The 19,100-nt window shown below is 38.0% G+C and carries 14 protein-coding genes and 2 pseudogenes; 5 read left to right on the forward strand and 11 right to left on the reverse strand.

Annotated elements, in window-relative coordinates; translation table 11 throughout:
• Positions 1 to 672 precede the first annotated feature (672 nt).
• Entirely contained in the window at positions 673 to 1,566 is an 894-nt protein-coding gene (locus ACOFKR_RS07960; RefSeq protein WP_419803491.1) for a hypothetical protein, read from the forward strand.
• Between the two features lie 353 nt (positions 1,567 to 1,919).
• Positions 1,920 to 3,137 (forward strand): ROK family transcriptional regulator, encoded by a 1,218-nt coding sequence (locus ACOFKR_RS07965; RefSeq protein WP_419803492.1) that lies wholly within the window; start codon positions 1,920 to 1,922, stop codon positions 3,135 to 3,137.
• A 57-nt stretch (positions 3,138 to 3,194) separates the two neighbouring features.
• Here the strand turns inward: ACOFKR_RS07965 and ACOFKR_RS07970 are convergent.
• Positions 3,195 to 4,324, reverse strand: a pseudogene (locus ACOFKR_RS07970) (IS630 family transposase).
• A 76-nt stretch (positions 4,325 to 4,400) separates the two neighbouring features.
• Here ACOFKR_RS07970 and ACOFKR_RS07975 point away from each other — a divergent pair.
• Positions 4,401 to 5,099, forward strand: a pseudogene (locus ACOFKR_RS07975) (IS3 family transposase); the annotation flags it as partial.
• A 614-nt stretch (positions 5,100 to 5,713) separates the two neighbouring features.
• Here the strand turns inward: ACOFKR_RS07975 and ACOFKR_RS07980 are convergent.
• The 7 genes from ACOFKR_RS07980 to ACOFKR_RS08010 form a co-directional block, all read right to left on the reverse strand.
• Complete coding sequence (locus ACOFKR_RS07980; RefSeq protein ID WP_419803493.1) at positions 5,714 to 8,731, reverse strand: DEAD/DEAH box helicase; 3,018 nt, start codon at positions 8,729 to 8,731, stop codon at positions 5,714 to 5,716.
• 398 nt (positions 8,732 to 9,129) lie between these two features.
• Positions 9,130 to 11,112 (reverse strand): glycoside hydrolase family 97 protein, encoded by a 1,983-nt coding sequence (locus tag ACOFKR_RS07985; protein WP_419803494.1) that lies wholly within the window; start codon positions 11,110 to 11,112, stop codon positions 9,130 to 9,132.
• A gap of 363 nt (positions 11,113 to 11,475) precedes the next feature.
• Positions 11,476 to 12,024: a NifU family protein gene (locus ACOFKR_RS07990; RefSeq protein WP_419803495.1), complete on the reverse strand. Its 549-nt coding sequence runs from the start codon at positions 12,022 to 12,024 to the stop codon at positions 11,476 to 11,478.
• 100 nt (positions 12,025 to 12,124) lie between these two features.
• On the reverse strand, positions 12,125 to 13,468 hold the full coding sequence (purB, locus tag ACOFKR_RS07995; protein ID WP_419803496.1) for an adenylosuccinate lyase: 1,344 nt from the start codon (positions 13,466 to 13,468) through the stop codon (positions 12,125 to 12,127).
• Positions 13,469 to 13,713: 245 nt separating this feature from the next.
• Positions 13,714 to 13,938, reverse strand: a complete 225-nt coding sequence (locus ACOFKR_RS08000) for a hypothetical protein (RefSeq protein ID WP_419803497.1) — start codon at positions 13,936 to 13,938, stop codon at positions 13,714 to 13,716.
• Between the two features lie 93 nt (positions 13,939 to 14,031).
• Entirely contained in the window at positions 14,032 to 14,211 is a 180-nt protein-coding gene (locus ACOFKR_RS08005; protein ID WP_419803498.1) for a hypothetical protein, read from the reverse strand.
• Positions 14,212 to 14,291: 80 nt separating this feature from the next.
• Positions 14,292 to 14,525 (reverse strand): hypothetical protein, encoded by a 234-nt coding sequence (locus ACOFKR_RS08010; RefSeq protein ID WP_419803499.1) that lies wholly within the window; start codon positions 14,523 to 14,525, stop codon positions 14,292 to 14,294.
• A 132-nt stretch (positions 14,526 to 14,657) separates the two neighbouring features.
• Here ACOFKR_RS08010 and ACOFKR_RS08015 point away from each other — a divergent pair, with 132 nt between their 5' ends.
• Positions 14,658 to 15,224 carry an RNA polymerase sigma factor gene (locus ACOFKR_RS08015; protein WP_419803500.1) on the forward strand — a complete coding sequence of 189 codons (567 nt, stop codon included), beginning with the start codon at positions 14,658 to 14,660 and terminating at the stop codon, positions 15,222 to 15,224.
• A gap of 11 nt (positions 15,225 to 15,235) precedes the next feature.
• Positions 15,236 to 16,327, forward strand: a complete 1,092-nt coding sequence (locus ACOFKR_RS08020) for a S1C family serine protease (protein WP_419803501.1) — start codon at positions 15,236 to 15,238, stop codon at positions 16,325 to 16,327.
• A gap of 55 nt (positions 16,328 to 16,382) precedes the next feature.
• On the opposite strand, the gene ACOFKR_RS08025 is transcribed toward ACOFKR_RS08020, so the two are convergent.
• From ACOFKR_RS08025 to pdxH, 3 genes are read right to left on the reverse strand one after another with little or no spacing between them, the layout of a single operon-like run.
• The gene (locus ACOFKR_RS08025) at positions 16,383 to 17,567 is read right to left on the reverse strand and encodes an NADH-quinone oxidoreductase subunit D (protein WP_419803502.1); all 1,185 of its coding nucleotides are present in this window, start codon (positions 17,565 to 17,567) and stop codon (positions 16,383 to 16,385) included.
• A 27-nt stretch (positions 17,568 to 17,594) separates the two neighbouring features.
• Positions 17,595 to 18,089 carry an NADH-quinone oxidoreductase subunit C gene (locus ACOFKR_RS08030; RefSeq protein ID WP_419803503.1) on the reverse strand — a complete coding sequence of 165 codons (495 nt, stop codon included), beginning with the start codon at positions 18,087 to 18,089 and terminating at the stop codon, positions 17,595 to 17,597.
• Positions 18,086 to 18,733, reverse strand: a complete 648-nt coding sequence (gene pdxH / locus ACOFKR_RS08035; RefSeq protein ID WP_419803504.1) for a pyridoxamine 5'-phosphate oxidase — start codon at positions 18,731 to 18,733, stop codon at positions 18,086 to 18,088. Before pdxH ends, ACOFKR_RS08030 begins: the two co-directional genes overlap by 4 nt.
• Between the last annotated feature and the right edge of the window lie 367 nt (positions 18,734 to 19,100).

Raw genomic sequence — 19,100 nt, forward strand, 5'->3', positions numbered from 1 at the left:
TGATATAACAAATAAAGAAAATAAAATTTATCATATCAATACATTTTTAAAAAAATTTAATAATATTTATTGATGAATTTTATTCGTAAATCAGGCAAAAAAGGAAAATTGATTTGATTTAACATATTCATAAAAAACGCACTTGCTATAAACTAAAAAAATATTGCCTTATTACTTAGATCATCAACTGTTTATGTATAATATAACATAAAGGGCGTAACCATAATGTTTGCTTATTATAAAGTTGAGAGATGTATTGCTTAAATTATTTCATAAATATATATTAAATTATTTTAATAACATTTTTTGTTTTTAATTTATTTTAACATATTTGACATAAACTTAAGCTTGGTTAAATTTATAAAAAATACCTTTAATTGAGCAAGATTACCCAGTACTTCTTTTAGCCATATAAATTTGTTGCTTTATTTTACAGTGTAAGAACAAGAAAAACTGCATGTTTTTTAGGTGATAAAAGAAGCATTGAAAATAAACCGTACAAAATTGACACAAGACATTAAACCTTAAACCTTTAGTAGGAAATATCTTTTACCGGTAATTTTAAAAATCTTCTTTGTCTGCACATTCACATCTGTTGCTTCAAACAGAATGAGCACCGGGCACAAATACGTTTATTAAAAACCAATTTCAGATCAAATAATCTCTCTAACCATGAAAACAAACAACGTAAAGATTTTCCTGCTTCCGGCCTTTCTTTTACTAATTTTAATTGCTTGTCATAAAGACAAAACAACACCTGATGTAACGGTTAACGATTCAGATCCATTCAGCACTTTTTTTCCTGGGGAAGTTAAACCAGCACCTTCTGCAACATGTTTTAACGGTGCTTATTATAGAAAGATTGTTTCGAGTACAGATAAGTGGCTGGGCATCAACGGAAGGGTTGTGCTACCAACAATAATTTTCGATCCGGCGCGTACTAATCCTGCAAAACCTGGCCAGTATTTAGATAATCCATCTGTTTATTTAGGTGGCAATATGGGCGCACAAGAAACAGACATTGGGTTAACCTGGGAAGTAATTAAAGATGAAAAAGGCAACGTATCGCCTGACAGAAAGGCTTTTCGTCCGTTTCTTCGCCGTACATCGCAAAAAAGTGGTCAAACTGCAGCTTATTTAAATGCACCGGCGAGTAGCCCATATTATTGGTATCCCGGCGAAGAAGTGATGATGTCTATCCAAATCGTTGCAGACAAAAAGATTAAGTTTATTGTAGAAGGTGCCGGCAAAAGGTACGAAACAGATTTCGACTGCGATGGTTACAGTCTGAACGGTTCCGGGGAATTTAAGCGTGTTAATGCCATAGATCAGGTAAGCAATGAAGGAAAACCCGTTCAAAATACAAAAACACGTGTAGAGAATGCTGTTTGGAAAGAAACAAACCTTTATAGAATGTATCAAGACAAGGTAGTTTCTGTTCCCATGCATAGCAAAAGGCTTACAGATATGAGATGCCCCGACCCGCGTTATTTTAAAATTGTGGCCACAGCAGAAGATCAGAAAAAAGGGGCAGAAACAATCAGCATAAATGGTTCGGGTTATTAAACACCAAAGCTAAAACCGACTTCATATTTATCATATTTTAGCACCTGTTTAAAATTTATCCAATACATTTTCTGTGCTTCTTTTATCACCTAAAAATGAAGAAAATCCCATGCCTCTTTTATCAGCATAAATTTAGAAAACAAGATTTATGTGCATAAAAGAAGCATGGTGATTGCTATCGGAATAAAATTTAAACTTACTGTTAATTAAAGTAAGTTTTATATTGGTTATGAAAGTTAATTAGTCTGGTTTTAGAAGGCATGGAGTTTGTTAAGTATGTTTTATTGTCATTTTTCAGATAAGTATTAAGCTTCTAAAAACTGGCTGTTTAACTTTAAAAAATATAAAATTTAATGCGAAAAACTTTTTTTGAGGAATTAAATACAGATAATACAAGCGGTGTTGCCTATAAAAATGTAAATCTGAAGAAGTTTATTTTATCTTACCTGGCCAATTCAGGCAGTGCAACTATTGCTGAACTTTGTAAAGAACTTTATTTAAGTGCGCCTAAAATCAACACCTTGCTTAACGATCTGATCAGTGATGGTTTGGTGCAAGACTTCGGCAAGGTAGATTCTTCTAGCGGAAGAAAACCCAATCTATACGGATTGGTGTCAGATTCCGGTTTTTTTTTAGGTGTTGATGTAAAACAAACTTATATCAATATTGGCTTGTCAGATTTTCAAAAAAAACTGGTGTATGTTTCCTATAAAATTCCTTATACTTTAACAAACGATAAAGGATCGTTAGAAGCACTTTGTGCGTTGATCAATGATTGTATAAAAGAACTTCCCTGCACAAAAGACAAGATTTTGGGGATCGGTGTCAACTTATCCGGACGAATAAATTATGCCACCGGATACAGTTACAGTTTTTTTCACTTTGATGAAGAACCCTTGAGCAAGATTATAGAAAACCATATCGGGATCCGGGTTTTTTTAGAAAACGATTCAAGGGCAATGGCGTACGGCGAATTTTGCTCGGGCGTTATCAAGGATGAGAAAAACGTACTGTTCCTTAATATAGATTATGGTTTGGGCATGGGCATCATGATCAACAGCCAGCTTTACTACGGCAAATCCGGTTATGCAGGAGAGGTTGGCCACATGCCTTTTTTTAACAATGAAATTATCTGCCATTGCGGAAAAAAAGGCTGCCTGGAAACTGAAGCTTCCGGACGGGCATTGGTAAGGATATTTAAAGAGGAACTGGCAAAAGGATCGTCAACCGTAATCAAAAAAAAATTAGAAGATATTATTTTAGATGATATTATTGAGGCGGCCATTAACGATGATGTTTTAGCGATTGAACTGATTGCCCGAATTGGCGAAAAACTGGGCAGGGGGATTGCTTCTTTAATTAATGTTTTTAACCCTGAACTATTGATACTTGGAGGCCGACTATCGACAACCGAAGAATATATCCGGCTGCCGATCAAAAGTGCGTTGAATAAATACTCTTTAAGCCTGGTGATCAACGATACACAGTTAAAAATGTCAAAATTAGGTGTAGATGCCGGGATCGTAGGTGCGTGTTTATTAGTTAGAAACAGGGTTCTGTCACTTAATTAAACGCTTAGAATCTGCTTAAAAACAGTAAAAAAACTTCTTATTAAGACTAGTGTCAAGTCACTCATTAATTGACGGATAAAGTTTCAATAATTTCATCCTTGCATCGTCACAGGTAAACTGCCATTTTATTTTAGCCTCCTTATTATTCCGATGTGTTTGCCATGCTTTCACTTCCTTTTTCATCGTTTCGATGTTATTAAATTTGGCGGTTTAGACATTGCCCTATTAATACGTTCAATTCTATTTCCGCCATGTTTAACCAACTGCCATGTTTGGGCGTATAGACAAACTCAAACCTGTCCCATATTCGTTTTGCTTCCTTTGGCTCACCTCATATAATGCTGATGGTTTATGAGTGCTCAAATTATCCATTACAAGCGTTATTTTGGGTGCATCCTTATGCCAGTCGTCGGCTATTTGTTTGATAAACTTAGCCCAATCTTTTTTTGTTTTCCGCTCTGTCACCTCTACATATCTTTTGCCTCTTAATGGTTCTGATGCCAAAAATATATTGGCTACCCCGCACCGTTCGTATTCAAAATCCCCCTTCGCTTCCTGGCCGGGCTTCATCTGTATCGGCAGCCGGGTTTCTTTGATCAGTTGTTTGGGTGATTCATCCATGCATATTATTGGTAAGGCCTCATCGTATGGCCGTTTATAGCTATCTAAGACCCGCTCCATTTGGGCAACAAAATCACTGTTCTGCAGTGGTGGTATAATCCATTCTTTTACTTTCCAGGGACGTAATTCGTTTTTTTTAGAACCCTTCGCACTGTTTCATAAGAAATCCCATCAACATATTGTAGTTCTACCATCTTATCGGCAAGTAACCTTAATGACCACCTTGAAAAACCTTCCGGTGCTTTGCTACAACTTAATGCCACCAGATGTGCTTCAACATCACCATCTGCCTTGCGACCATATACCCTGGTGGTAGGCCTGTTTTCCAGTGCAGCAGCATAGCCTTCTTCTACAAATTTCTTTTTCAACCGGTCTATTGTCCTCTCGCCGATTTTAAGAACTTTGACTATATCGTCATTTTTTATCTTATCAGAAAACCCTCCCTCGTCACAATTAAGCAATATCAATGCATGGATTACTTTTTTGGATGTATAGGTCCCGCCTTTAGTAATGGACAGCAGTTCTTCTCTTTCCTTTTGGGTTAATGTAACCTTGTACTTTGCCATAGTTTTTTGTAAAACTACAAAAAAACTATATTTAACCGTCAAAATATTTATGACATGACACTAGAGCAAACGAACATATGGAGGCCCAAGAATATCCCGCGCACTTGGTCAACGCAATATTATATTATCCAGGCAAAAGGTGGCCCGGCTGATGAAAAAAGAAAACATCAGGAGCCTTATTAAGAAAAAGTTTAAGGCCACTACGGATTCTGAACACCAGTATACTATACCGGAAAACATGTTGGAGCGGAATTTCAAGCCCGGCACGACCGGTACGGTTTGGGTATCGGACATTACTTACATCAAAACGGGGCAAGGCTGGCTGTATCTGACTACCGTAATTGATCTGGGTGACCGTAAAGTAATCGGCTGGGCATTGAGTTCTGGTATGAAGGCAACAGAAACAGTGATTCCGACTTTTAAAATGGCACAAAAGAACAGGCCCATCACGAATGACCTACTTTTTCATTCTGACCGTGGCGTGCAGTATGCCTGTAACGAATTCAGGGATTTGTTGGGAAAGAATGCCTTAATTACCAGAAGTATGAGCAGAAAAGGAAACTGCTGGGACAACGCAGTGGCAGAAAGCTTCTTTAAAACCCTGAAAACTGAATGTGTTTATCAAAATAATTTTGAAACCAAGCAGCAGGCAACACTAATCGTGTTTGAATACATCGAAATCTGGTACAACCGTAAACGGTTACATTCTGCCCTTGGTTACATGTCCCCGCAGGATTTTGAAAAACAACTAAACAAACAAATTATCGCAGCTTAACTCATTGTCCACTTATTTGTTGCAAGTCCAAGATGACTTAACAGAAGATTAAATTTGAAACTGTTTTTTATAAAACTGCACAATCGTTTAGAATCCACTTCGTATTGTCTATTTAACCAAAGATGTTAAAGTGCCGCTCTATGTAGCTGTCAACCTCAGTAAATACCTGATCGGACTCAAGTAGAGCATCGACCTGAATGACCGGGAGGCCAACATTGGCATCTAAAAGTAAATCGTGAACAGATCAAAACGCTCAATAACTATTTGGACGAGGTAAAACTGGAACTCGGTAACCGCTGTAAAGAACTGATGCTTCTTTTACCATACAATTTCTTTCGTCCATTTTAGAGAGAGTAATTAATATTAAAAAATTCCTTCACTAAAAAATAGTTGCAATTTTGTCTGTCAAAAACAGATATATTTCAAAAGTAATATTCTTGTTTAGCTATCTGTTTTCTTTTATTGGATTAAAAGATTCATTTTAATTTCAACTAACATTTTGGATTTTGCGGAGGTGAGAAGACCCAAATCCAAATGTTCAATTCAGCGCCTAAACTCAATAAAATTCCAAGCGTTTTATTTAGCACTTCTACCCCGATATTGACAAATCCTTGTTAGGCAATTGTACTTTCTCTTTCGTATATCAAATGATTCGATAATATTCCTGATGGTGTTTTTGCTTTTTTATCTAAAATCCCCGTGTTTGCGAAAACTATAAAATTGTCTTTTGCCCTTGAAACTGCAACATTTAGCATATTTGGTTTATTGTCCCTGTCAAAAAACATTGTGCTTGAATCTCCTTTGCCATAAACCATCGAAAATATAATAATTGGTTTTTCTGCTCCTTGTAAGGCATGAACTGTACCTAATTTTAAAATATCAGTTTCAAAACCTGCATTCTTTAAAGCATATCTTAAACTATTTTTTTGTCCAACAAAAGGAGTTATTATTCCAATTGCATTTTCGAGTTTACCATATTTATCTTCAATTCTTTTTCTGTTTATTAAAAGCCAATTTACAATTCCTTTTACTTCATCTTGATTGTGTCGACTTGCGTTTGAAGTTGTTGAGTTTCCATCAATATGAATACAATACATAGGTGGAAAAAGCAAATCATTTTTTGCCTTACCTTTAAGTGAAATGAGCTGTCCATTATATGCCAAAACGTTACAATAGTTAATAATTTCATCATAACATCTTCTATGTTCGACTAATGTGACTCCTTTTTCTACATTTTCTTTTTCTTTAAAGTTGCAAGCATTTTGAGCCATTTTCATTATGCTGCCTGATGAAGAAAGAAAACCTTTTGGGTCAAATTCTTTTTCATAAATCAAATCCTCATAGCTGTTAATCAGTTCACATTTCTTTAAATTGCCAATGTCGATTTTATATGACACATTCCAAACAGGCTCAATTTGTTTAACGTCACCAACAATAACTGCTTGTTTTGCAAGTGCAAAAGTTGCTATACCAACCTCTGGTGAAACTTGTCCTGCTTCATCTACAATTAACAAATCTATGAAGTCAAAAAGAGGAGGATTATCAAAAATATTTTTTCCATCTTCACCTTTCTTTAAAAATTTAAAAAAACTGAAAAATTTCGGAGCCATGTAAAAAGTGCTAACAAAGCAAGGAGTTATCATTGCCTGCCTTTGCCATCTATTTTTTGTTGCATCTAAACCTTTTTTGTCAAAATTTACATCTGATAAATCATTTTCAAGTTTTATTAAATATTCTCCTTCCCAATAATGTAATGCTAATTGAAAAGCCTTATGCCTGAATGTAACATCCAATTCGTCGTAAAAACAGTTGGGTTCTGAATTATTTTTAATTTTCAATAACTCAAAATCCCAATATTCTTTTTCTGTTTTTGGCGGATTCCCCCTTATTGAATTTTGGGTTTTCCAATTTTTCCAATTAATAATTTTCTCAATTATTGTTTTTGCTGTTTTAATTTTAGTATCAACTTTTTCAAGGATATTATTTTTTTCAAAATTGAAATCACTTGAAACTTTAATTAGAGAATCTCTTAAAACTATTTTAATTTCAGATGCTCTATAGTTTAGGGAAGATTTCAAACCGAAAAAACAAAGCAGCTTCCTAAAGAATGGCTCATTATTAAAATAATAAATGATTTTTTCTTCAATATTATTTAAGTTTTGAATATCAGATTTAAATGAATCTTCCTTTAAAATGTTGCTGCCATAATAATTTTTGGTTTTTGAATTTAGTGATAAATACGCTGTTATAAATATTTTTTCTGCTTCTATATATTCGATCCAATTTACGGTAGCATTTTTTAAAATTGATTGAATTTGAACAATTCCATTTTGCAACTTTCTTGTAGCTTCTTTTATGTTTATATTCTGTGTTCCAAAATAGGCTTCACTTTTTTCTGTGAAAAATAGTTTTGCATTTCGTAAAAAATCATAATTCTCAATGTCTTTAAAAATTCCTACAGTATTATCTTTATCTCTGAAATTCCATTTATTATTTTTCCATTCTTTAATTTTTTGTTCTTTGTTTGTCGATATTGAAGCTAAATAAGTTGCAAAACCTTCAATATCGGGCAACCACCGTCCTTGCAATTTTCCTGTTTTAGTATTTGACTTAGAGAAACTATCGATTATATTAGTTACAGCTTGATTATTTGTTGAACACGCAAGTATTATTGGTGCATTGTTTCCATTTAGTGCACTTTCAACAAATTTGTTTGCAACAATACTTTGTAATAAAGTGGTTTTTCCTGTGCCGGGAGGGCCATTTACTGTAAAGATTTTTTCATTTGATTGTAAGTAGGTGTACAGGCTTTTCCTTTGTGAAATTGAAATAGGAAAATAAAATCCCATTTGCCCTAAATGCAATGAATTTGAACTTATTAAATTAGGTACACCTAATGGATTTTTTTGATTTTCGTTTTTTAAAGTAATAAATGACTTTAAAAGTTCTGGGATAGTTTTTTCTTTCAATATCTTTTCATAAAGATGAATTATCCCAATTGCCGCAGTTATATCTTCATTAGGTAATAATATTATCGCATTATTAACAGTTTCATATCCTTGATTTGAATAGCTTGTAAGTTCTTGATTTATAGCTTTTTTAAATACATCTTTCAGATACTTTACATACCCTAAATAATTTTCATAATGTTCTTTTCCAATTGCAGTCGCCTTATCTATATTTTCTACTGAACCAAAAATAAACTCTGTTCTTTCATCAGCCAGAGGTTCTAAATATTTTCTTTGAAAAACCGGGAAAGTTTCTTCAGGGATTTGTAGTTTCCCCTTTCTGTCAATTTGTGCAAAAAACCAGAAGGGAAACTTTGGTTTTTTATCTTTCAAAAAGATTAAATTTTCTGCAGTTGGTTTGATTTTTATTGGGGAAATTGTAATTTGAATTTCGTTTAACGGAATCCAATTTTCACTTTCTTTGTTCGGTATTCCTTTCTTTTTGTTTATACGACTTTCTTCAAAGTCTATAAGTTTGTTGACTTTTTCAAGTTCAGAAATCACTTGACTTTCCATCCTGAAGTTTTCAATTTCAAAATGTTGAAGTTTCTCAATATCTATGTCTGACTTTAGGGAGTCGGACAGGCTTTTCTTCCAATAAGTCAACCATTTTTTATCTTCCATTCTTATTTTGTCATTTGTTTTGAAGGTTCCCGTAGCATATCGCTTAACTATCGTATTGAAGCAATTTTAAGAGCATGTTTAAATTTATCCAGTCTATTTTTCATGCTTCTTTTATCGTATAAAAAACGGAAATCACCATGCTTCTTTTATCGGCCTAAAATTGAAAAGCAAGATTTATGGGCATAAAAGAAGCATAGTGATTTTTTTGACATAAATTTAAACAGACTCTAAGAAAGAAATAAAGATAAAACTCAGACTTTGGAATGATAAAAGTTCTACCAAATAAATACCCGTTAAAAAACATAAGGTAAAAGAAGCACCATACTTCTTTTACCTTATAAAATTTATAAAACAGCGATTTTTACAAATCTTAAAAATTGCTTTACAACAAATAGCTTTTACCAACCACTTTTATACAAATGTACAACCTGGCCGCCGCCAGCAGCCAAAGCAGTGTTCAAAATAGTTTGGCTGGTTACCTGCTGTGTCACTTTTGTTAAATGGTTTGGGTTGATATTGGCATCCGGCGCATCGCTGTAAATTTCTGCAGTATAGTTTCCTTTTGGTAAAAAAGATAATGGCGTAGTCAAATTTCTTGCATCATTACTGTTGATCGTCCCGAGATACCAATCGCTGTCTTTGCGCCTGGCGATCGTTACCCATTCGCTTAATTTTGTGCTGACAGCTTTGGTTTCGTCCCAGCTAAGAGGTACTTCTTTTATAAACTCAAATCCGGGCTGCCCGATATACGCATCTGGAAAATCGCAAACCATGCCTTGTTCATTTTCCAGCACTACATACATGGCCAGCATGTGGCAGCGCGTGCCCAAAACCATCGGCGCAGTGTAATGTACTTTAAAAGTGGAGGGGTTTGCCGCACGAAAACCGCCCAAATGGTAATCCGTGGAACCGGCCAGCCCGCGTGTAAACGGGATATTAATGTCCGCGTCGGGCGTAACGATGTCGTTCCATTTGTCGTTTTCATAATTTAGCGTGGCTTCCCGTGTAAACTCATTTGGATAAGTGCGGTTTAAACCTGTTGGTTTGTAAGTACCATGAAACTGGATGTGCAGATGATGCCGCGCCGCACTTTGTAAGATTTCTTCCTGCATATTCACCATTTCCTGATCGTCCCGATCCATAAAATCGCACATCAGCCCTTTAACCCCCCATTTTTCATACTGCGTAAATGTTTCTTCCAGCTTAGGGTATAAAGCATAAAAATGAACCCAAACCCTGATACCCACGCCTGCTTTTTTTGCAGAATCACACAGTTTTTGCATATCCAGCCCCGGAACAGCTTTTGACGGATCTGTATGTGGCCCAGGCTGAAAATTTACGCCGTCGCTTACGTACCATTCGTGCAAACCGTACTCTACCACGGTGTGATAGGCAATACTGTTTTTGGCACAGAAATTTACATAATACATGTTGGTTTCATAATTGTTGCCCGGTGCAAACGAAGTGTCCGGTGTAACATTACCATTCCACCAAGGGAAAGTAGTTTTGCCGGGCTTTATCCAGGAAATATCCTTGATTTTAGATGGGCCGCACAGGTTTGTCAGCAGGTTTGATTCGATTAAAGCCCCTAAACGGTCACTAATCATCATCACCCGCCACGGACTTGCATGAGGGAGTTTTGCCTTTACTTTAATTTCCGTTTGATTTGGCAGCGGAGAAATACAGCTTTGCAAAACTCCTTGATGCTTAGTTAGATACATGCCGCCATAATCCCGCAGGTTAGCTTCTGTTATCGCCATAAAAACACCTTTCGGAAAAGAAAACAGCGCTGGCAAATCCATCAACGTGTCTGCTTTAATTTCACTTAAATTGAGTTTGTTGTAAATCCCTTCGTGGGAAGTGGTATAATTTTCGCGAAAAAGCGTGAGTACAACCGGGTTTTGTGTCAAATTGAACGTATTGTTCTCTTCCGTAATATTTATGCTTTTCCATTGGTGCTGGTCAGGGATTTGGTAGCGAAAAGCTGCACCATCGTTAAAAATTTTTATTTCTAAACTAAGCTGGCGTTTAAGGTTGTTTTTTTCTGAAACCTGAACCAGCAACTGGTTACATGCGCTATGTACCTTACTTGTTTTGCCCACAATCAGATCATAATCTTCTTCGAGATGCCGCAGCGTGTGTTTCTCCAATTCTAAATTGTGGGTAAACGCACCTCCGTTTTGAAAGCTGATGTTTAAATGCGAATCATCAACCAATAATGTTCCTTTATAAACAACCTGATAATGCAATCCGGCCGGATCAACATGCAATTTGAAACTTATATTTTTATCAGGCGAAGTAACAATTAAGTTATTTTGGGCAGCGGTATTTGTAAAGTTCAGTGCAAACAAAATAATGAGAAGGTATTTTACAGCAAGCATAATCAGGTTGAATTGGGATATAAATATAAAAACAACCTGTTGGTAAAGCTTACCTAAACTTCTGATTAATTCACAGTATAACGAAGTTATTTATTTCTTTAAAAAAATGAACATCAATTTGTTAATAACAAGACACACCCCTAACCCCTCTCAAGAGGGGAAATCGCTCGCAGAACTTTCTAAACAATACAAGTAGCAAACTGTGCTTCCCCTCTCGAGAGGGGTTAGGGGTGTGTTCTACTTCTGTACAAGTTACCAACCAAAAATTGAGTTTGAACAAGTCCAAATTATTTACCAATAAAAAAGCATGCTGAACAGGCCAGCATGCTTCTTTTACAGCTATAATTTTGCTGAAAATTTTTCTTACAAAGCCTCCGAAACCACTTCCGTAACTTCCGGCACCATGCGTTTCAGCAAACTTTCTATACCGGATTTTAAAGTGATCGTGGAAGATGGGCAGCCGCTGCAAGAACCACGCAGTTCAACCGTTACCACACCTTCGTTAAATGATTTATAAGTAATCGCGCCGCCATCCTGTTCCACGGCCGGGCGAACGTAATCGTGCAAAATTTGCTGGATTTTGATTTCTGCATCGTCACCTTCAAAAGCCACCACTTCCTGCTCTTTTTCCTGAACCGTTAATTCAGATTCTACCGCACCTTTTACAAATTCTTTCAAAATCGGCTCCAAATCGTTCCAGTCAGAACCTTCTGTTTTAGTGATCGTTACGAAGTTGCTGGCGAAAAACACACCGTTCACGAAAGAAAACTTGAACAGTTCTTTGGCAAAAGCAGATTTTTCGGCACTTTCTACGGTCGGGTAATCCACGCTGCCGTTGATCAACAGCTTGTTCACAATAAACTTCATTGTGGCCGGGTTTGGCGTGCTTTCGGTATATACGTTGATGTTCATGATTTTCTCTTTTTTATAAAACTACAAAATTTCGGTCAGTTGGTGTTCAATGCTTCTTTTATCGGTACTTTTTTACGACTTGCTGACTTATCCCTTCCAACTAAATCCCGGTGTAATTAAACGGTGTGATTTGGCCCAGTTCTGCCTTCAGTTCCGCAGAAATATTTAACTGATTTACAAAGTCAGCAATCGTACCGGCATCAACTTTCCCGCTCACACGTGTCAGTTCTTTCAAAGCTTCGTATGGGTTTGGATAAGCTTCCCGCCGCAAAACCGTTTGGATCGCTTCGGCCACCACAACCCAGTTATCTTTCAGATCGGCGCGGATAGCCGCTTCGTTTAAAACTAATTTATTTAAGCCTTTTAAGGTTGATTGGATGGCGATGATGGTATGCGCAAACGGAACGCCAATGTTGCGCAGCACGGTAGAATCGGTTAAATCGCGCTGCAAACGCGAAACAGGCAGTTTGGCCGATAAATGTTCAAATAAAGCGTTGGCCAAACCCAGGTTTCCTTCCGAATTTTCAAAATCGATCGGGTTTACTTTGTGCGGCATGGCGGAAGAACCAACTTCGCCGGCTTTTATTTTTTGTTTGAAGTAGTTGATGGAAATATACGTCCAGATGTCGCGGTTCAGATCGATCAGGATTGTGTTGATGCGTTTTAAACAATCGCAGTGTGCCGCAAAATGATCGTAATGTTCTATCTGCGTGGTAAACTGCGATCGGCTTAAACCCAAAACATCGTTTACAAAACTGTTCCCGAAATCCCGCCAGTTTTCGTTTGGATAAGCCACATGATGTGCGTTAAAATTTCCGGTTGCACCACCAAATTTTGCGGCAAAAGGGATTTGGCCCAAAAGCTGCATTTGCTCGTCCAGCCGTTCTGCAAAAACCAGGATTTCTTTGCCTAAACGCGTTGGCGAGGCAGGCTGACCGTGCGTGCGTGCCAGCATCGGCACAGCTTTCCAATCATCTGCAAACTGTTTCAGCCGATCAATCAGGGAAATAATGGCCGGCCGGTATTGCTCGTTCAAAGCCAGTTTAAATGAATGCGGAACGGCCGTATTGTTGATGTCCTGAGAGGTTAAACCAATGTGGATGAACTCTTTATATCCGCTTAAACCCAAATTATCAAAACGTTCTTTCAGCAAATATTCTACTGCTTTTACATCGTGGTTGGTGGTTTTTTCGATCTCTTTGACCGCTTGTGCATCCTGCTCCGAAAAATCGGCATAAATTTTTCTTAAAGCCGAAAAATAATTTGGGTCGAAGTTTTTTAACTGCGGCAAAGGTAGTTCACAAAGGCGGATGAAGTATTCTACCTCAACATAAACCCGAAATTTGATTAAAGCCGCTTCCGAAAAATACGGACTTAATTGGTTGGTGATTTGGTAATACCGGCCATCAATAGGCGAAATGGCAGAAAGCGGTGACAAAGGCATGGCAGCAGATTTTAGATCAGGCTGCAAAAGTAAAAATTACGCCAAACTTTGTTGGGTTTAAATATAATGCTGCAATGCTTCTTTTATCGGTATAAAATCAGATATTTCCATAAAATTTTTATTAAACGGATGCTTCTTTTATCGGTATAAATTTGGTGCCGTACTGTTTTTATCAACCTAAATCTGCTAAAAACAAAAAAGGCCATACATTTCTGTATGGCCTTTTTTATGTCGAAAATTAAAACTTACATTTTTTTAGTTTCGGTAGTAGTTGTTTTTGTTTTTAAAGTTGTGTCTTTAACAGTACTGTCTTTAACAATTGTATCAACTTTTGAAGTATCGGTTACAGACATGCCATTAGCGGTTTTAGTTGTATCAGAACCTTCACCAGCAGTTTTGTTAGAGTTGCAGGCAGCAACAGATAAAGAGATTGCTAAAGCTAAAAAGCCAAATTTGAATGATTTTTTCATAATAAATTATTTTAAATTGTGATATAGTTTAATGTTTATACGGATTACAAAAAAAGGTAACCCAAAGTATTAAAAATAACCTGCACAGGCAGGTTACATTTTTTTAGTAGAATCCATTTTAGCAGTGGTATCAGTTGTAGTTGTACCGGTAGAAGCCGCAGAATCAATCTTGGTAGAATCTGAAGTGCCCATTGCTTTTTTATCTGAACTGCAGGCAGCAACTGACAAAGAAATTGCGAAAGCTAAAAAGCCTAATTTGAATATATTTTTCATGTTTGTGGTCTTAGAAAATAAAAGGTTAAACAGGATTTTAGATGTTTATCAGCCTAAAATCCTGTTTAAGGTTTGATTAATTACATTTTTTTGGTTGAATCCATGGCTGTGCCCATTGCGCTACCAGTTGTTCCCATAGCTTTACCGGCTGTATCCATTGCAGCTTTTGTAGTGTCCATCATTTTAGATGTAGTGTCTGTAGTAGAAGATACAGAAGTAGAATCAGCAGTGGTTGCAGTTTTGTTAGAGTTGCAAGCAGCAACAGACATAGTGATTGCCAAAGCTAAAAAGCCTAATTTGAAAGAATTTTTCATTTTGTTTTTAATATTTTTTTGAGCGGTGAATTTTCAGCTTAATACCATAAAATTGAAAAGGTAACCCGATAAATAATAAAATATTTTTTTTTCGGTAAATGGGTTACATTTTTGTACAAACTGTATTAATTAGTGAGTTTAAAAATAAAAGGTTCTGTACCAACAGACAGCGAAGATATTTTAGGGATTTTAAATGATTCCCCTGATACTTTAAAGCGTATTTATAAAGCTCATTTTCCGATGGTGCTCCAGATGATCTTGAACAACAATGGAAATGATGCGGACGCAAAAGATGTTTTTCAGGAAGGGGTTATTGTTTTGTACAACAAAGTTAAAACCGGTGAATTTGAACTGACCAGCAAGCTTAAAACGTATATCTACTCGGTCTGCAGGCGCATCTGGCTAAAAAAACTGAGCCGCGCCAACAATAAAATAACAGAGTTGAAAGATGTGCACGATTTTTTGCCGGTAGAAAATGATCTGGAAATGCACGAAACGCGCGATCTGCAGTTTAGTAAAATGGAAGAATCAATGCTGATGCTTGGCGAACCCTGCCAAACCATCATCCGTGATTTTTATATGCAGAACAAATCTATGCAGGAGATTTGTGACAAGTTTGGCTATACCAATCCGGAAAATGCCAAAACGCAAAAATATAAATGCCTGCAACGTTTAAAAAAGCTGTTTTTTCAGCTATAAAACTGATTGAAATGAACGAGCCGCTATTGCCGGATTTGATTGAAAGATACCTGAAACACCAGCTTTCTGAACAGGAAAGTATGGAGTTTGATTTGTTGCGGAAAAGCGACCCGGGCCTGAACAACCGGATCGCAGAACATCAGCAGTTGATCAAAACCATGGCCGACTGGCAGCAGCGGCTGGATTTTGAAACCAAGCTGAACGCCATCCACGAAGAGATCAATATTGATGCGGTAAAAGAAGCATTGGGCATCCGCGAAAACAAAATCATTACTTTATGGCGTAACCACCATTCTAAGATTTCTGTGGCTGCTTCCATTGCAATTTTTACGGTAATGATGACACTGTTTTTTACCGGTTATTTTCAAAACCAGCAATCGCATTACAATGCCCTGCGCCGTGATCTGGACAAGGTAAAACGCTCTCAAAACGCATTGATCCGTGATATTACCGGCAAATCAGTGCGCAAAACAAACCCGAACCCGGGCAATTTCGGCGGTACAGGTTTTGCCCTCACCACCAGTGGCGATATTATTACCAATTATCATGTGATTGAAGGCGCTGATTCTGTTTATGTGCAAAACTCTAACGGCGAATCTTATAAAGCCACGGCTATTTATACTAATAAAGATTATGATTTGGCCGTTCTGCACATCACGGATACAACTTTTAAACACCTGAGCGCACTGCCTTATGCCTTCAAAAGAACAAAAGCCGATTTAGGCGAAGATGTGATCACGCTGGGTTATCCAAAAGATTCTGTGGTGATTGGCAAGGGTTATTTAAGCTCGTTTACCGGTTTTGACAATGATTCTTTGGCTTATCAGGTTGCCGTTCCGGTAAACCAGGGCAATAGCGGTAGTCCTCTGCTGGATAGTTATGGTAACATTATTGGTATCATCAAAGGGAAACAAACACAGGCTGATGGTGCCGCTTTTGCTACTAAATCCACTTATCTGATGAAAGCTATACAGGCTATTCCTGCAGATTCTTCCGGTAAAAAAATCTACCTCAACAGTAAAAATACGCTATCAAAATTGAACCGGGAACAGCAATTTAAAAAATTGCAGAACTACGTTTTTATGGTGAAAGTGTATAATTAAAATGCTTCTTTTATCGGTATAAATTTGGAAAGCTTCTTTTAAGGGGCTTTTTTTGTTAACGGTCAACCTCGCCCAAAACAATATCGATTGAGCCGATAATCGCCACCAAATCTGCGATCATCACACCTTTACTAATCGCTGGCAAAACGGATAAATTATTAAAACTCGGCCCGCGCGCCTTAATACGTTTCGGGATTTCGGTTTTGCCATCGGCCTGATAATAAAAACCCAGTTCGCCTTTCGGGTTTTCGGCACGCATATAATAATCTTGCGCTTTTGGGATGATTTTTCTGGGAAGCTTGCCTCGCGGATCAAAATCTAGTGTACGTTTCAGTTCTTTTTGCAAGCGTTCAATACATTGTTCGATCATTTTTAAAGATTCGCCAATTTCATCAATCCTCACTTTAAACCGGTCCCAGCAATCGCCCAAAGTTCCCATTTCGCCTTTGCCAACCGGGATTTCAAAATCCAGTTCAGGGTAAGCCGAGTATCCATCTACACGGCGCAAATCCCATTTCAGGCCGGAACCACGCAGCATCGGCCCGGAGCAGCCATAATTGATCGCGACATCCAAAGGCAAAACGCCAACATTTGCTGTTCTGTTGATAAAAATCTGGTTGTTGGTCAGCAGTTCGTTTAATTCCGTCATTTTTGGTTTGAAGTATTCCACAAATTCCTGGCAACGTTCTTCAAAACCAACCGGCAAATCATAAAACAAACCGCCAACCCAAATATAATTGTACAACATCCGCGCGCCCGAAGCCCATTCCAGCAAACCCATAATGTGCTCGCGATCGCGGAAACACCACAAAAACGGCGTAAAAGCACCAATATCGATGCCGTAAGTGCCCAGCGCAATCAAATGCGCGCCAATCCGGTTCAATTCGCACACCAAAACGCGGATGTATTCCACCCGTTTCGGTATTTCTTTGTCAATGCCCAGCATCCGTTCTACGCCCATCACAAACGCGTGGCTATTATTCATCGAGGCCAGATAATCAAGGCGATCGGTAAACGGAATGGTTTGCTGGTACGACATCGATTGTGCATGTTTTTCAAAGCAGCGGTGCAGGTAACCCAAATGCGGGATCACCTCGTTCACGATCTCGCCGTCGGTAATCAGCTCCAGCCGCAAAACGCCGTGCGTAGAAGGATGCTGAGGCCCCATGTTGAGCACCAGTTCTTCGGCACTCAGGTTTTGGATGCGCTGCTGATATTTTTTGAATGCTTCGTTTACCATGCTAAATTTGTTGCCATAAAAGAAGCTTTAATCTATTTTGATGCCTTTGTAGTATTCGGCACTTTTATAATCTGCCCGCAGCGGGAAACCTTCCCAATCATCAGGTAGCAAAATACGGCGCAAATCCGGATGCCCTTCAAAATCGATCCCCAGCAAATCATACGCTTCACGTTCGTGCCAATCGGCTGTGCGATAAACGTTTACCAATGTTGGGAAGGAGGGAAGCTGCTCCGGGTCAGCCGGTTTTTCGATGCTGACTTTGAGTGTCAGCTGCGTTTGAAAAGGGTGCGACGACAAATGATAAACCACACCAAAACGGTTTTCCGAATGATAATCAATGCCTGTCAAACACGCCAGAAAATCGAAATAAGTTTTGGGGCAATCGCGCAAAAACAAGCATACTTCGGCAATTTGTTTTGGGTTGATCAGTAAGGCCGGTTGTAAACCATTTGTTTCCTCGCCCAAAATCAAACCTTCGCCAAATTGTGCCGATAAAAGAAGCTTGAGTCCTTCAAAAATCATGGTGCCAAACGAACGATTTTCCAGTGCTGCTGATCTGCTTTTTTATACAAAATCCGGTCGTGCAAACGGCTGGACCGGCCTTGCCAAAATTCAATCCAGCGCGGCTTTAAAATATAACCGCCCCAATGCGCGGGCTTGGGCACTTCTTTGTTTTCGTATTCATTTTCGAGTTGCTGCCATCTGGTTTCCAGTTCCTGATGGCTGCTAATCTCCTGACTTTGAGGCGATACCACCGCACCAATCTGGCTGCCTTTCGGCCGGGAATGGAAATAAGTGGTCGAATATTCTTTGCTCAGTTTCTCTATTGTTCCTTCAATCCGAATTTGCCGTTCCATTTCCGGCCAGTAAAAAATCAGGCTGGCCAAAGGGTTTTTGGTCAGTTCTTTTCCTTTCCGGCTCAAGTAATTGGTGTAAAATTTAAAGCCTTCCTCGCTAAAACCTTTCAGCAAAACGATGCGTGCCGAAGGTCGGCCATCGGTGGTTGCCGTGGCCAAAGTCATGGCATTGGGTTCGTACAATTTGGCGTTTATGGCATCGTTGAACCATTTGTCAAACTGCCTGATCGGGCTGGCGTTTACGTCCGCTTCAGATAATGTGGCGGCGCGATAATCCCGTCTCAAATTTTCTATAATTTCCTGTTCCATCTGCCACAAACTTACAAAAATGCAGTTTAGCCCTCGCCTGTACCCAACGTAAATTTTCAGCAAAAATAAACAAATACTGTTTTTACCGGTGTTTTTTGGGGATAAGGTTGAAGCTTGATCCGGCACAAAAAATATATTCAACCTCAACTTTTCAGAGCCTGTTTAAAATTTATTTTCGAAAAAACCTTATGCTTCTTTTACCCTATAAAAATTGGTATCTGCATCAATTTTAACCAATCGAAAACCAAGTGTTTGCCATTTTTAGGGTGATAAAAGAAGCATAGAAAATGTATCGAACAAAATTTAAACAGGCTCTCAAAGTTTTGCGTAATTTTTTTAGGCCGATAAAAGAAGCATATTATAAAAA

The sequence above is a fragment of the Mucilaginibacter sp. genome (assembly GCF_965201005.1).
Classification (GTDB): domain Bacteria; phylum Bacteroidota; class Bacteroidia; order Sphingobacteriales; family Sphingobacteriaceae; genus Mucilaginibacter_A.

Bases quoted from the DNA above. Each gene is read 5' to 3' on its own strand.
- ACOFKR_RS08025 (WP_419803502.1), bottom strand. From the start codon at position 17,567: ATGGTAAACGAAGCATTCAAAAAATATCAGCAGCGCATCCAAAACCTG.
- ACOFKR_RS07985 (WP_419803494.1), bottom strand. From the start codon at position 11,112: ATGCTTGCTGTAAAATACCTTCTCATTATTTTGTTTGCACTGAACTTT.
- ACOFKR_RS08000 (WP_419803497.1), bottom strand. From the start codon at position 13,938: ATGAAAAAATCATTCAAATTTGGCTTTTTAGCTTTAGCAATCTCTTTA.
- ACOFKR_RS07980 (WP_419803493.1), bottom strand. From the start codon at position 8,731: ATGGAAGATAAAAAATGGTTGACTTATTGGAAGAAAAGCCTGTCCGAC.
- pdxH (WP_419803504.1), bottom strand. From the start codon at position 18,733: ATGGAACAGGAAATTATAGAAAATTTGAGACGGGATTATCGCGCCGCC.
- ACOFKR_RS07990 (WP_419803495.1), bottom strand. From the start codon at position 12,024: ATGAACATCAACGTATATACCGAAAGCACGCCAAACCCGGCCACAATG.
- ACOFKR_RS08030 (WP_419803503.1), bottom strand. From the start codon at position 18,089: ATGATTTTTGAAGGACTCAAGCTTCTTTTATCGGCACAATTTGGCGAA.
- ACOFKR_RS08005 (WP_419803498.1), bottom strand. From the start codon at position 14,211: ATGAAAAATATATTCAAATTAGGCTTTTTAGCTTTCGCAATTTCTTTG.
- ACOFKR_RS07965 (WP_419803492.1), top strand. From the start codon at position 1,920: ATGCGAAAAACTTTTTTTGAGGAATTAAATACAGATAATACAAGCGGT.
- purB (WP_419803496.1), bottom strand. From the start codon at position 13,468: ATGCCTTTGTCACCGCTTTCTGCCATTTCGCCTATTGATGGCCGGTAT.
- ACOFKR_RS07960 (WP_419803491.1), top strand. From the start codon at position 673: ATGAAAACAAACAACGTAAAGATTTTCCTGCTTCCGGCCTTTCTTTTA.
- ACOFKR_RS08010 (WP_419803499.1), bottom strand. From the start codon at position 14,525: ATGAAAAATTCTTTCAAATTAGGCTTTTTAGCTTTGGCAATCACTATG.
- ACOFKR_RS08020 (WP_419803501.1), top strand. From the start codon at position 15,236: ATGAACGAGCCGCTATTGCCGGATTTGATTGAAAGATACCTGAAACAC.